This window comes from Pseudomonas sp. LBUM1653 (assembly GCF_059716115.1).
This window is the reverse complement of record NZ_CP166803.1, coordinates 6,134,553-6,148,173: the sequence shown is the minus strand read 5'-3', so window position 1 is coordinate 6,148,173 and position 13,621 is coordinate 6,134,553. Positions and strand designations below refer to the sequence as shown.

At 61.0% G+C, this 13,621-nt stretch carries 10 protein-coding genes; all 10 read right to left on the bottom strand.

The window, feature by feature from the left end:
* Window positions 1-47 precede the first annotated feature (47 nt).
* The 10 genes from ACA054_RS27695 to ACA054_RS27650 all read right to left on the bottom strand — a co-directional run bounded on the left by ACA054_RS27695 (window position 48) and on the right by ACA054_RS27650 (window position 13,409).
* On the bottom strand, window positions 48-356 hold the full coding sequence (locus ACA054_RS27695) for a DUF2845 domain-containing protein (protein ID WP_497687039.1): 309 nt from the start codon (window positions 354-356) through the stop codon (window positions 48-50).
* Entirely contained in the window at window positions 356-3,310 is a 2,955-nt protein-coding gene (locus ACA054_RS27690; RefSeq protein ID WP_497687038.1) for a DUF748 domain-containing protein, read from the bottom strand. Before ACA054_RS27690 ends, ACA054_RS27695 begins: the two co-directional genes overlap by 1 nt.
* A gap of 93 nt (window positions 3,311-3,403) precedes the next feature.
* Window positions 3,404-4,420 (bottom strand): class I SAM-dependent rRNA methyltransferase, encoded by a 1,017-nt coding sequence (locus ACA054_RS27685; protein WP_497687037.1) that lies wholly within the window; start codon window positions 4,418-4,420, stop codon window positions 3,404-3,406.
* Window positions 4,421-4,555: 135 nt separating this feature from the next.
* Window positions 4,556-5,425 (bottom strand): oxygenase MpaB family protein, encoded by an 870-nt coding sequence (locus tag ACA054_RS27680; protein WP_497687036.1) that lies wholly within the window; start codon window positions 5,423-5,425, stop codon window positions 4,556-4,558.
* A 49-nt stretch (window positions 5,426-5,474) separates the two neighbouring features.
* Window positions 5,475-7,412 (bottom strand): acetate--CoA ligase, encoded by a 1,938-nt coding sequence (acs, locus tag ACA054_RS27675; protein WP_497687035.1) that lies wholly within the window; start codon window positions 7,410-7,412, stop codon window positions 5,475-5,477.
* A 171-nt stretch (window positions 7,413-7,583) separates the two neighbouring features.
* The gene (pgi, locus tag ACA054_RS27670) at window positions 7,584-9,248 is read right to left on the bottom strand and encodes a glucose-6-phosphate isomerase (RefSeq protein WP_497687034.1); all 1,665 of its coding nucleotides are present in this window, start codon (window positions 9,246-9,248) and stop codon (window positions 7,584-7,586) included.
* A gap of 236 nt (window positions 9,249-9,484) precedes the next feature.
* Window positions 9,485-10,345: a pantoate--beta-alanine ligase gene (gene panC / locus ACA054_RS27665; protein WP_497687033.1), complete on the bottom strand. Its 861-nt coding sequence runs from the start codon at window positions 10,343-10,345 to the stop codon at window positions 9,485-9,487.
* A complete protein-coding gene (gene panB, locus ACA054_RS27660; protein ID WP_497687032.1) occupies window positions 10,342-11,142 on the bottom strand; it encodes a 3-methyl-2-oxobutanoate hydroxymethyltransferase in 801 nt (266 codons plus the stop codon). Before panB ends, panC begins: the two co-directional genes overlap by 4 nt.
* Window positions 11,143-11,519: 377 nt before the next feature.
* Window positions 11,520-12,005: a 2-amino-4-hydroxy-6-hydroxymethyldihydropteridine diphosphokinase gene (gene folK / locus ACA054_RS27655; protein ID WP_497687031.1), complete on the bottom strand. Its 486-nt coding sequence runs from the start codon at window positions 12,003-12,005 to the stop codon at window positions 11,520-11,522.
* Between the two features lie 3 nt (window positions 12,006-12,008).
* Window positions 12,009-13,409 (bottom strand): polynucleotide adenylyltransferase PcnB, encoded by a 1,401-nt coding sequence (locus ACA054_RS27650; RefSeq protein WP_497687030.1) that lies wholly within the window; start codon window positions 13,407-13,409, stop codon window positions 12,009-12,011.
* Window positions 13,410-13,621: the final 212 nt, after the last annotated feature.

The following is a 13,621-nucleotide window of genomic DNA, read 5'->3' as shown; positions in this document are numbered from 1 at the left end:
TTGAGGACCACGCAAAATAACTGCTCCCACAGGGGTATGTGTTGGATTTAACTGCCGCGTTTACTGGTGATCTGCACTAAGCGGTTACCTTCGAACCGCAGGTACTGATACATCCCGCCATTCGGCCCGTAGGTCCATTCTTCGACCTGAAACTCTTCCCGGCGATTTGCGCTGCGCTTGTAGCCCAGCAGATCACGGCTGACCGGTTCGCCACATCTTTGCAGCACTTCGCTGGAGCGATCACCGACACTGATCAACTGGCTGCCGCAACGCAAGGTATCCGCCGCAACGGCCTGGCTGGCCGAGATCGCCAGCGCCAGACCCAGACCCAGATCCGGCAGCAGACGTTTGCCCATCACTCGGCGTCCAGATGCAATGGCGTAACGACCTTGCCGTCTTTTTCAGCTTCGCCCAACTGGGCATCAATGAAGTACACACGGTCGTCGGCGAGCTGACCCTTGTCGACCAGATAGTCCTTGATGCTGCTGGCGCGTTCCTGGCCCAGCTCACGCAAGAGCACTTCGCTGGAGCTCCAGAACTGGATCACGTCCGCGCGCATTTTCGCGGTGCGTTCTTCTTTGCCCAGGTCTTTCCATTCGGCGGGTGGCTGGACCTTCAGGCGTGTGCGGTAGATCCCTTCCAGCAACGGACCTTTCTCGCTGTCGGGCACCTCGAGCAAATTCGCCTTCGCCGGCACCTTGTCGCCGCGGCGCTGGAGCATTTTGTAGTAGTTGTACTGGTATTCCCGTTCCAGGCGTTGCTCGGCAATCAGCGGGCCGTCACTGCTCTTGGCGGCGGTGCCTTCAATTTCCAGACGCAGGGCCGGGCGTTCCTTGAGGGCCTGGGACAGCTTGACCAGTGCCGCTTCGGCGTCCTTGTTCAGGTCGCTCGACCCCGGCGCGAACGACACGGTACCCAAGTCTTGCGAACCACCACCGGCCACCAATCCGCCAATGAGTTTGAACGGAGCGGCGGCGGCCTTGACGATCAGGTTGCGCAGGGTCTGCCAGACAATCGGCATCACGCTGAACTGCGGATTGTTCAGGTCGCCGGTCACCGGCAGTTCGATGGAAATCTTGCCATCGACATCCTTGAGCAAGGCAATCGCCAGTTTCAGTGGCAGGCTCACGGCATCCGGGCTGTCGACCTTCTCGCCCAGTTGCAACTGCTCGACCACCACCTTGTTTTCAGCCTTGAGCTGGCCCTTGATGATCACGTAATGCAGATCGAGGTTGAGTCGACCCTTGCGGATGCGATAACCGGCGAACTTGCCGGAATAGGGGGTCAGTGTGGTCAGTTCCACGCGTTTGAAGCTGGTGGCGATGTCGAGGCTGGCCATCGGGTCGAACGGGTTGACCGCGCCCTTGATGGTCACCGGTGCGTAGCGGTCAACCTTGCCTTTGATATCGACACTGGCCGGTTTCGCCTGACGGCTGTCGATGGTTCCGATCGAACCGTTGAGCTGCTGAATGGCGGTAGCAAAGTTCGGGGTCAGGCTGAAGTCGGCGAAGTTCGCAGAACCGTCGTTGATGGCAATGCCACCGATATGGATGCCCAGGGGCTTGTCCTTGCTGGCGGCGGGTTTGGCGGCGGCGGGCTTGGCGCCGGTATCGGCCGGTTGCGGGATCAGCAGATCATCGATGTTGGTGGTCCGGTCATCGTTGATCATGAAGCGCGCATAGGGTTGCAGCAGGTTTACCTTGTCGATCGACAGGCTGTCGCCGTGTTGATAGTTCAGGCCTTCGACCACCAACTGTTGCCATTTCAGGAAGTCGCGGGTTTTCAGGGTGTCGAGAGTATGCAATTGATCGACCTGGGCCCGGCCGGTGACGCTGAGGGCCAGCGGTTCGGTGCTTTTCAGGTTGACCGCCACGTCGCTACCGAGCATGCCGCTGCGCAGTTCCAGGCGAATGAACGGGCTGATGTAGGACTGGGCGACGCGCAGGTCGATGTCCTTGGTCTTTACGTTGAGTCGAGCGCTGACTGGAGCCAGATTGACCTCGCCATCGGCCGTGAGCTTGCCCTGTTTGCCTACGCCGGTGTCGAGTTTGAGGATGAAGGGCGAGCCATTGAGGCTGTCGAACTTCTGCAAATCGAGATTCAGCGGGCTCAGTTCCAGTTCCACGGCAGGCTGCGCTTTGCGATCCGCCAGATGCACTTTGTAATCGCGCAACTGCACATCGTTGAGCAGCACTTGCCAGGGTTTGCCTGGCGTCGCCGGTTCGGGTTTCGGTGAATCGGCGGCCGCCGGGGTGCTCGGCTTTTCGGCGTTGGCCTTGGCCGCCGGTTTGGACGGTTGGCTGGCGAACAGTTTCTGCCAGTCGAGTTGCCCGTCGGCTTCGAGTGCTGCCCAGGTTTCCAGCTTGTGGCTGCGGATCTTGCCGACCACCACTTGTTGCTTGGCCAGGTCCACCGTGGTTTCGCTGATGTCCAGACGCTCGAGTTTCACCAGCGGCCGACCGTCCGGGGCCTTGATCGCGAAGGGGGCGACGCTGACCGCGACGTTGCTCAGCAGCAGTTCGGTTTGCTTGGACAGGTTGAGTTTGTAATCGGTACTGAGGTTGAGTACACCGCTTTCAAGGTCCAGGGGCACGGCGTCGCGCACATAGGGCCAAAAGGATTTCATCTTGCCGTCGGTGATTTTCAGCTTACCTTCGGAGGCGAGCGGGATCAGGCTGAAATTGCCGGTCCAGTCGACCTGTCCGCCTCCCGGGCCGATGGCGACCAAGGTCATGTCGGCACTGTCTTCGGGCAGGGTGCTGAGGTTTTTCAACTCGAAATCGAGTTTGTCGTAGAGGAATTCGATGGGTTCGCTGGGACGGTCATCCACGAAGTGCACGGCACCACCCGCCAGATTGATCCGGTCGATGCGCAGCGGGAACGGTTTAGCCTCGGGATCCACGGGCGTCGGCTCGCTCTGTGGCAGTTTGAACAACCCGATCAGGTTCAGTTTGCCGTCCTTGTCGAAAAGCACCTCGGTCTTGGACTTTTCCAGTTCGACATCCGACAGATGCAGCGCCTTGGTCCAGAGGCTGTCGAGCTGCAGGTTGGCGTACAGGCGTTCGAAGCCAAGCTGCTCCTTGCCGGGTTCGCCGATGTTCAAGCCCCAAAGGGTCACTTCAAGGCTGAACGGGTTGAGTTCGATACGCTGGAGGGTGGCGGGCGTCGTGGCGTAGTTGGCCAGCTGTTGGTTGGCAACGCGCAACGCGATGCCCGGCAAAATCAGAAAGCCCAGCAGACTGTAGAGGGCCAGAGCAGTCAACAAGGCGCCGATGGCGCGAATCAATCCTTTGTACATGTGCGGCTTCATCTGTCTGGATCGGAGTGCCTTGGAGTATGGCACGCGATTTCGGTTCCGAAGTCCTCACATCTGGCAGGATTTGTCTGAAAACAAGGGCGACTTTCAGAACTGCAGAATCAGGGTTTTCAGGGGGGGCTGCTGGTCCATCGACGGGAAGTCGCCGCCAGGTTGCATGACTGTCCACTCCCGTACCGGCCGGCCGGCCTTCTCGGCGCAACGCAAAACCTGCTCACGCCAGTCGTCCATGCTGACTTTTGCCAGGTTGTTGCAGCAGATGAGCACGCCATTGTCAGCGGTGGTCAGCACTGCCGGCTTGAGCAGGCTCTGATAGTCGCGCAGCAGGTCGACAGTTCCGAAAGCACTCTTGGCCCACGCAGGGGGATCGAGCAGCACCAGGTCGTATTGACGCTGTTCCAGGCGTTGATAGCTCGGCAGTTTCTGCCCGCGCCGCTGGCTGATGGGCAGGCCAGCCAACTGGCGAATGGCCGGGAAGTAGTCGGACTGGATGAATTCCATGGGCGGCAATTGCGGGTTGAGCAAGCCATTCTCGCGACCGACCGCCAGGTTGCCTTCGGCAAAGTCCAGGTTGCACACCTCGCTGGCACCACCGGCTGCGGCGCTGAGGCCGACCCCGCAGGTGTAGGCGAACAGGTTCAGCACGCGTTTGTTCTTGCTGTGCTCCTTGACCCAGCCACGGGTGTTGCGCAGGTCGAGGAACAGCAGTGGGTCTTGCCCGGCATGGCGCCCGCGTACCCGGTAATTGAGGCCCCACTCGTGGCCAACCAGGTCCTGCAGCGCGGCTTCATCGGCGCGGTAGACGGTGTCTTCACGATCGATGCGCGAGTTGCCACGGGAACGGTCGTTATAGACCAGCAGGGTTTCAAGCCCCAGGTGTTGATTGACGATTTCGTGCAGTTGCAGCAATGCTTCGCGGTCCAGCGACTGGTGGAAGCTCTGCACCATCAGTTGTGGGCCATAGCGGTCGATGGTCAGCCCCCCGGCGCCTTCCTGGCTGCCATGGAACAGGCGATAGCAGTCTGTGCCCTGGCTGTGCAGCTCGGCCAGCAGAGCCTGGCGATGTTCAAGGGCGGCGCGCAGCGCCTGATTCAAGGATGACATGCTGGGCGCCTTGCAGGTGGAATTGGGCGCGGGAGTTTAACAGCTTGAGCTGTAGGAGCGAGGCTTGCCCGCGAAGCAGGCACCCCGGTCTGGCTGATTCACCGCGTTATCGTTCTTCGCGGGCAAGCCTCGCTCCTACAGCAGGCCCATACGCCGTTTCGCACGATGTACCGAGCCATTGCGCACCGCCCAGCGCAGCATCGGTGCGCTGCGATTGACGCTGGCGCGGATCAGTTTGCGTTGCAGCGGCCCTTGGCTCACACCGAGCATGTCACTGGCCCAATCCGGCAGCAGGTCGATCCCGGCCTGCATCATCAAACCGCCGAACGGCCTGGCCAAACGACTGGGGGAGGGAGCATTCAACAACAGCCGCAGCACTTCACGACTGCGCTCGTCGCACAACAGTTGCGGGCGAACGCGCTCAAGATAAGCGGCAATTTCCTGCCGGGAGCGCGGCACGTCACGGGCGCCCAGGCGTTCAGCCACCAACGCGATCTCTGCGTAATAACGATCCTGATCGGCCAGGGACAGGTGCGGATTTCGATAACGCAAATGCGCGGCGAGGAAGTTGCTGACCTCGGCCACGTGCACCCAGGTCAGCAGGTCGGGATCGCTGGCGGCATAGGGCCGGCCATCGGGCGCGGTGCCGGTGACTTGCAGGTGGATGGTGCGGACTTTCTCGATCAGCCAGTCGGCGTCCTGTCGTGAGCCGAAGGTGGTACCGGAGATGAATTGCCCGGTGCGGCGCAGGCGACCGAGCATATCCTCGCGAAAATTCGAATGGTCCCACACGCCGGCCAGGGCCAGCGGGTGCAAGGCTTGCAACATCAGGGCGCTGATACCGCCGATCAACATGCTGCTGAAGTCGCCGTGGACTTGCCAGCTCACCGAATCCGGTCCGAACAGCCCGGGGTCGCCCTTGGGGTTTTCCAGGTCGAGCTTGCCCAGGGACAGACCGGTCAGGCTCATGATCTGGGTTTCAATACGGCTACGGATGAATTCCATGGAGGCTCGTGGCAGAGGGGGGGCGCGGCCACTGGCCGCGCCTTGGGGACTACTGGTTCAGGCGCTTGTCGATCAAGCCTTGGACCACGCTCGGGTCGGCCAGGGTCGAGGTATCTCCCAGGCTGTCCAGTTCGTTACAGGCGATCTTGCGCAGAATGCGGCGCATGATCTTGCCTGAACGGGTTTTCGGCAAGGCCGGCGCCCACTGGATCAGGTCGGGCTTGGCGAAGCTACCGATTTCCTTGCTGACGTGGGCCAGCAAGGTTCTCTTCAATTCTTCGTTGGTCTCGACGCCGTTCATGGGGGTGACGAAGGCGTAGATGCCCTGGCCCTTGATGTCATGGGGGTAACCGACCACGGCGGCTTCGGCGATGCTGTCGTGCAGTACCAGGGCGCTCTCCACTTCGGCGGTGCCGATGCGGTGCCCGGAGACATTGATGACATCGTCGATGCGCCCGGTGATCCAGTAGTCGCCATCTTCGTCGCGGCGGGCGCCATCGCCGGTGAAATAGTAGCCGGGATAGGGTTTGAAGTAGGTGTCGACCATCCGTTGCGGGTCGCCGTAGACGCTGCGGATCTGCGCCGGCCAGCTTGATTTTATGGCGAGCACGCCGCTGCCGGCGCCTTTGATTTCCTTGCCATGCTCGTCCAGTAGCACCGGTTGTACACCGAACATCGGTTTTGTGGCGCAGCCGGGTTTGATGTGTTGGGCACTGACCAGAGGGCTGAGCATGATGCCGCCGGTTTCGGTCTGCCACCAGGTATCGACGATCGGGCAACGTTGTTCGCCGACGACATTGAAGTACCACTCCCACGCTTCCGGATTGATCGGCTCACCGACAGTGCCGAGCAATCTGAGGCTGGCGCGGAACGTTTCCTTCAACGGTTCTGCGCCCTCGCGCATCAGGGCGCGCAGCGCGGTGGGGGCGGTGTAGAAGATGTTCACTTTGTGCTTGTCGATCACCTGCCAGAACCGCGAGGTGCTCGGGTAGCTCGGCACGCCTTCGAAGATCAGGGTGGTGGCGCCATTGGCCAGGGGGCCATAGACGATGTAGCTGTGGCCAGTGACCCAGCCGACATCGGCGGTGCACCAGAACACTTCGCCATCGCGGTAGTCCAGCACATATTTGAAGGTCATTGCCGCTTGCAGCAGGTAGCCTCCCGTTGTGTGCAGCACGCCTTTGGGTTTGCCGGTGCTGCCGGAGGTGTAGAGGATGAACAGCGGGTCTTCGGCGTCCATCGGCTCGGGCGGGCAGTCGTCGCCGACGTCGCGCAGCGCCTGGTGATACCAGAGGTCGCGGCCCTCGACCCAATTCACCGGGTTCTGGGTCCGTTCGACCACGACCACGGTGCTGACATCCGGGCAGCTTTGCAGCGCCTTGTCGACATTGTGCTTGAGCGGCACGAACTTACCGCCGCGCACGCCTTCATCGGCGGTAATCACCGTGCGGCAGTCGGCGTCGAGGATCCGGTCGCGCAGCGAATCCGGCGAGAACCCACCGAACACTACCGAATGCACTGCACCGATGCGTGTGCAGGCGAGCATGGCGTAGGCCGCTTCAGGGATCATCGGCATGTAGATGCACACACGGTCGCCTTTCTTCACGCCACGGCTTTTGAGCACGTTGGCCAGGCGGCAGACGTAATGGTGAAGTTTCTTGTAGGTGATCTGTGTGGATTCGGCGGGATCGTCGCCTTCCCAGACGATCGCGGTTTGATCGCCGCGAGTTGCCAGGTGACGGTCAATGCAGTTGTAGCTGACGTTCAGCCTGGCGCCGGCAAACCAGTGGGCTTCACCGGTTTTCAGATCGTAGCGCTGGACAGTCTGCCACGGTGTGCTCCAGTCGAGGAAGCGGGTGGCTTGTTCGGCCCAGAAGGTGCTGGGGTGTTCGATGGATTCGCGGTACAGGCGGTGATAGTCGTCTTGACTCAGTTGTGCAGCCCGGCGGACGGCATCGGCTTTGGGGAACGTGCTGATATCGAACATGACGGTTCCTTATTCTTGTTTTGGCGACAAGAGGGGAGCTGCGCGACCCTCGTAGGAGCCGGCTTGCTGGCGAAAGCGGCGTATCAGTCGACAAAAATGTTGAATGACACGGCTCTTTCGCCAGCAAGCCGGCTCCTACAAGGTTAGTACCCCCGCAGGAATGGCGTCAGATCAACCGCGGTGACGACCGCGGAAGTAGTTGATCAGCCCTTGAGTGGACGGGTCATCAGCCGGCGTTTCTTCGCTGCCGACCAGACGGTTGTAGACGCCTTTGCCCAGCTCCTTGCCCAGTTCCACGCCCCATTGGTCGAAGGCGTTGATGCCCCAGATCACGCTTTGCACGAAGACTTTGTGTTCGTACATCGCCACCAGCGCACCCAGGCGCCGCGGGCTGATGCGCTCGACCACCAGGGTATTGCTCGGGCGGTTGCCCGGGATCACCTTGTGCGGCGCAAGGCTCTGCACCTGCTCTTCGCTCATGCCTTTGTCACGCAGCTCAGCCTGGGCTTCGGCCAGGGTTTTGCCGAGCATCAACGCCTGGCTTTGCGACAGGCAGTTGGCGTACAGCCACTGGTGGTGGTCGGCCACCGGGTTGAAGCTGACGATCGGCACGATGAAGTCGGCCGGGATCAGTTGGGTGCCCTGGTGCAGCAACTGGTGGTAAGCGTGCTGACCGTTGCAGCCCACGCCGCCCCAGATCACCGGGCCGGTATCGGTGCTGACGGGAGTACCGTCCTGGCGCACGCGCTTGCCATTGGATTCCATGTCCAGCTGCTGCAGGTGCTTGGTGATGTTACGCAGGTAGTGATCGTACGGCAGGATCGCGTGACTTTGCGCGCCCCAGAAATTGCCGTACCAGACGCCGAGCAAGGCCAGCAGCACCGGCATATTCTGTTCGAACGGGGTGTTCAGGAAGTGCTGGTCCATGGTGTAGGCACCGGACAGGAGTTCCTTGAAGTTCGACATGCCGATGGCCAGGGCGATCGGCAGGCCGATGGCCGACCAGAGCGAGTAACGCCCGCCAACCCAGTCCCACATCGGGAAGATGTTCTCTTCGCGGATGCCGAACGCCACGGCGGCAGCGTTGTTGCTCGAGACCGCGATGAAGTGGCGATGCAGCTCGGCTTCCGAACCACCCTGGGCCAGGTACCAGGCGCGTGCGGCCTGGGCGTTTTTCAGGGTTTCGAGGGTGTTGAAGGATTTCGACGAGACGATGAACAGCGTGGTCTCGGCGCGCAGCTTCATGGCCAGTTCGTGGAACTCACTGCCATCGATGTTCGCCAGGTAGTGGCAGCGCACGCCTTTCTGGGCATAGGCAAGCAGGGCTTCGGACACAAGCTCCGGGCCGAGGAACGAACCACCGATGCCGATGTTGACCACGTCAGTGATCGGCTTCTCGGAGTAGCCGCGCCACAGGCCGTCGTGGATACGGCCCACGAGGTCGGTGATCTGGTTCAGCACCTTGTGCACTTCAGGCATCACGTTGACGCCGTTGACCGACAACTTGTCGCCGACCGGGCGACGCAGGGCGGTGTGCAGGGCGGGGCGTCCTTCGGAGGCGTTGACGATTTCGCCATCGAACAGCGATTTGATCGCGCCCTTGAGGTCGACTTCGTCGGCCAGGCACACCAGCAGGTCGCGGGTCTGGGCGTTGATCAGGTTTTTCGAATAGTCGAGAAACAGGCCGCAGCTGCTGAGGGTGAATTGGGTAAAACGCTGCGGGTCGGCGTTGAAGGCCTCGCGCATGTTGAAATCCTGCATGGCCTGGCGGTGGTCTTTCAACGCTTGCCAGGCGGGAAGGGCGGTCACGTCGTGGGGGGTGCGGTAGTACGCCATCGCTGCGGGTTTCCTTTTACTTGAACTGCCTTTAAGACACTGAAAATACCGGAATGTCCTGACCACTGTCTGGGTGGTGCCCGGTTAGCCTGCGTGCACACGATTAAATAGCGCAGGCCGGTAACAGTAAACCCAGAGAGACGATCTGTCTTGGCTTTGTAAGACCTGCGACCGGTACTTTTTTATACCGGCCGCTCCTACAGGGGGGAGGTGTGGGGGGAAATGTGGGGTGGAATTCAGGCGGGGGTGTCGAGGTTCAGGTGCAGGTTGTCGATCAAGCGCGTCGTCCCCAGGAACGCCGCCACCAGAATCACCAGGTCCCGATCTTCCGGGGTTGCCGGGCGCAGGCTCAGCCCATGGCGAATTTCCAGGTAGTCGGGGCGCAGGCCCGCCGCTTCGAGCTGTTGCAGCTTGGCGCGGATCAGGGCCGGGTAATCGCGCTCACCGTGCTTGATCGCTTCGGCGATCTCGCTCAGCGTGCGATACACCACGGGTGCCACGGCTCGCTGATCTTCGTTGAGGAAGCCATTGCGCGATGACAGTGCCAGGCCATCGGCGGCCCGCACCGTCGGCTCGCCAATGATCTGGATCGGCATGTTCAGGTCATGCACCAGCGCGCGAATGACCGCCAGTTGCTGGAAGTCTTTCTGGCCGAAGACCGCCAGGTCCGGCTGAACCATGTTGAACAGCTTGCTGACCACCGTTGCCACACCTTCGAAATGCCCCGGACGGCTGGTGCCACAAAGGCCTTCGGAAATCTGCGGGACGCTCACGCGGGTCTGGCCGGCCATGCCGTCGGGGTATATCTCTGCAACGGTTGGCGCAAATAGCAGGTCGCAACCGGCTTCGAGCAGTTTTTCCTGATCGGCGGCGAGGGTGCGCGGGTATTTGTCCAGGTCTTCACCGGCACCGAACTGCAGCGGGTTGACGAAAATGCTCGCGACCACGAAATCTACCCGTTGGGTGGCCTTGGTGATCAGCGCGACATGACCGCTGTGCAGGTTGCCCATGGTCGGCACAAAGCCGATGCGCTTGCCTTCACTGCGGGCACGGGCCACGGCGGCCCGAAGTTCGCGGACGGTTTTGACGGTGTTCATGCAGAGAATCCATGTTCGATGCCAGGGAAGGTCGCCGCTTTGACTTCGGTGACATACGCGCTCAAGGCGGCGTTAATGCTCGTTTGGCCGGCCATGAAGTTTTTCACGAATTTGGGTACGCGACCGGTAATGGACAGGCCCAGCATGTCATGCAGGACCAGTACCTGGCCGTCGGTGCTGTGGCCGGCACCAATCCCGATGACCGGAATGTTCACGGCCTGGGTGATTTCTTCGGCCAGTTCGCTGGGCACGCATTCGAGCAGCAGCATCGCCGCGCCCGCCTGTTCCAGGGCAATCGCATCGGCACGCATCTGCCGCGCCTGGTTTTCGTTGCGACCCTGGACCTTGTAGCCGCCGAGGATGTTCACCGATTGCGGCGTCAGGCCCATGTGGGCACAGACCGGAATGCCTCGTTCTGCCAGCAGGCGGATCGAGTCCGCCAGCCACAACGCGCCTTCGACCTTGACCATGTGAGCGCCGGCCTGCATCAGCAGGGCGCTGTTGGTCATGGCCTGTTCCGTGGTGGCGTAGGCCATGAAGGGCAAGTCGGCAAGGATCAACGCATCGGTGTTACCGCGTTTGACGGCTGCCACGTGGTAAGCCATTTCGGCGGTGGTGACCGGCAGGGTGCTGTCATGACCTTGCAGAACCATGCCGAGGGAGTCGCCCACCAGCAGCACTTCGACACCGGCCTGATTGCAGGCGTGGGCGAAGGTCGCGTCATAGCAGGTCAGCATGGTGATTTTTTCACCTTTGTGCTTGAGACCTTGCAGAGTGGTCAGGGTGATGGCTGGCATGAAAATTCCTCATTCAGGCGCTGTGGAAACTACTGCGAGTAACGCGCGTGATTCTTCGTTGAATACAGGCGCACGGTCTTTTGTCGTGCTTTTAAGGCCTGGATTGCGCCCTTGATGCCGTGTTGGCGGCAGCGGGACGCCTATAGTCGTGAGGAGAACGTGGGAAGTCAATTGCGTGTGTTACCGCATTGTTACGTCCGTGGTGTTACCGGGGTTACTGATGCGATTCAGCAGGCTGGGCGGGCTTATCGCGGAGTTTTTGTCCTGCACGAACCAATGTGGGAGCGAGCCTGCTCGCGATGGCGTATCGACAGTCACCATTGCTGGTGAATGCTGGATCGCTTTCGCGAGCAGGCTCGCTCCCACAGGGGTTTGTGTCAATTTGTAGTGATGCGTTCCAACCCGACGAACGGGCAGGCAGCGAGTAAGTCACTCAGATGGCGACCGTCCGCCAGACGCAAATTCGCAGGCGCCAACTCGGCCAGCGGATACAGCACGAAGGCCCGCTCCTGCATATGGTAGTGCGGGACTTTGAGCCGAGGTTCGTCAATCAGGCGGTCACCGAACAGCAGGATGTCGAGATCCAGCGTGCGTGGCCCCCAGCGCTCAAGGCGCTCGCGGCCCTGGCCGTTTTCGATTGACTGCAAAGCGTCCAGTAGCTCAAGCGGTGCCAGATTGCTGTCGAGAGCGGCAACCGCGTTGGTGTAACGCGGTTGGCCGGGGAGCAACGAGTCGCTTTGATAGAAGGCTGAAACCCCGACCAGTTCCGATTGCGGCAACTGTGCCAGCGCCTCGATGGCGCTGCGCAGCTGTTCGGCGGGGTCAGCGAGGTTGCTGCCCATGCCGATGTAGATGCGTTCCATGAATTACTCGCCCGTGGTACTCGAAGCGTCTGCTGAGCGCTTGCGCTTGGAGCCGCCGCTGCGGCGCCGTTTGCGTGGGCCGCCGGTGCCGTCGTCCTTGCCGCTGAGGTCGCGAATCATGTCGCGACGCTCGCTGTCATTGGCATCCTGATAGTCGGTCCACCATTCGCCCAAGCCATCGGTCTGCTCGCCCGCGCTTTCGCGTAGCAGCAAAAAGTCGTAGCCGGCGCGGAATCGCGGATTGTCCAGCAGCAGGTCGGCACGTTTGCCGCTGCGCCGTGGCAGGCGCTCCTGCATGTCCCAGATCTCGCGGATCGGCATGGTGAAGCGTTTCGGGATGGCGATGCGCTGGCACTGCTCGGCAATCAGTTCGTGAGCCGCTTCCTGCATCGCCGGAATCGGCGGCATGCCACGGTCTTGCAGGCGCAATACGCGCGCCGGCAGGGCAGGCCAGAGCAGGGCTGCAAACAGGAATGCCGGGGTCACCGGTTTGTTCTGCTTGATGCGCAGGTCGGTGTTGATCAGGGCTTCGCTGATCAGGGTATGGGTGTAGGTCGGGTTATGTTCCAGTGCCTCGGCGCTGGCCGGGAACAGCGGATCGAACAATTGCAGGTCGACCAGCATTTCAAAGGTGTCTGCAGCGTGCCCGGACAGGAACAGCTTGAGCACTTCTTCAAACAAGCGGGCCGACGGGATCTCGCGCAACATGGGCGCCAGCTCGCGAATGGGCGCGGCGCTGTGTTTTTCGATACCGAAATTCAGCTTGGCGGCAAAACGCACCGCGCGCAGCATCCGCACCGGATCTTCCTGGTAGCGCTGCTTGGGGTCGCCAATCAAGCGGATCAGTTGGTTGCGAATGTCGTGCACGCCGTTGGCGTAATCGAGAATGCGCTCGCTGACCGGATCGTAATACAGGGCGTTGATGGTGAAGTCACGGCGTTGCGCGTCTTCTTCCAGGGTCCCGTAGACGTTATCGCGCAGGATGCGCCCGCTTTCGTTGCGCGAGGATTGATTGGTGTCTTCCTCTTCATCGTTTTGCGGGTGATTGGCGCGGAACGTCGCGACTTCGATGATTTCGCGGCCAAAGTGGATATGCACCAGTTTGAACCGGCGGCCGATGATCCGTGCATTACGGAATTCGGCCCGTACCTGTTCGGGCGTGGCGCTGGTGGCAACGTCAAAATCTTTCGGCGTGATGCCGAGCAGCATGTCACGCACACAGCCGCCGACCAGATAGGCCTGGTAACCGGCGCCCTGCAGGCGATCGACGATGTTCACCGCGTAACGGCTGAATTGCGCCTTTTGCAGCGAATGTTGACCGCTGTTGAGCACTTCAGGCGTGCTGCGGATGTGTTGCGTACGACGCACGGGAGTACGGAATGACTGGAACAACTTCTTCAGCATGGGATGCACTGTTTGAAGGAATGTTCGGCCAAAACGAAGAATGACCGCATGATGGGCGGGGATTCTAGCATTTAGTCGGGGGATGGTGTAGGACACAGCAGATTTGAGGCGTAGGAGCAGCCGGTCGACGCTCGAATGCTCGCGAAAAACGTGAACGATAACGCGGTGAACCAGATACCCAGCGCCGCTCTTGAGTTTTTCGCGAGCAGGCT

Excerpts from the sequence above, each read along its gene's own strand:
- ACA054_RS27695 (WP_497687039.1), bottom strand. The coding sequence starts at position 356 with ATGGGCAAACGTCTGCTGCCGGATCTGGGTCTGGGTCTGGCGCTGGCG.
- ACA054_RS27690 (WP_497687038.1), bottom strand. The coding sequence starts at position 3,310 with ATGAAGCCGCACATGTACAAAGGATTGATTCGCGCCATCGGCGCCTTG.
- ACA054_RS27685 (WP_497687037.1), bottom strand. The coding sequence starts at position 4,420 with ATGTCATCCTTGAATCAGGCGCTGCGCGCCGCCCTTGAACATCGCCAG.
- ACA054_RS27680 (WP_497687036.1), bottom strand. The coding sequence starts at position 5,425 with ATGGAATTCATCCGTAGCCGTATTGAAACCCAGATCATGAGCCTGACC.
- acs (WP_497687035.1), bottom strand. The coding sequence starts at position 7,412 with ATGTTCGATATCAGCACGTTCCCCAAAGCCGATGCCGTCCGCCGGGCT.
- pgi (WP_497687034.1), bottom strand. The coding sequence starts at position 9,248 with ATGGCGTACTACCGCACCCCCCACGACGTGACCGCCCTTCCCGCCTGG.
- panC (WP_497687033.1), bottom strand. The coding sequence starts at position 10,345 with ATGAACACCGTCAAAACCGTCCGCGAACTTCGGGCCGCCGTGGCCCGT.
- panB (WP_497687032.1), bottom strand. The coding sequence starts at position 11,142 with ATGCCAGCCATCACCCTGACCACTCTGCAAGGTCTCAAGCACAAAGGT.
- folK (WP_497687031.1), bottom strand. The coding sequence starts at position 12,005 with ATGGAACGCATCTACATCGGCATGGGCAGCAACCTCGCTGACCCCGCC.
- ACA054_RS27650 (WP_497687030.1), bottom strand. The coding sequence starts at position 13,409 with ATGCTGAAGAAGTTGTTCCAGTCATTCCGTACTCCCGTGCGTCGTACG.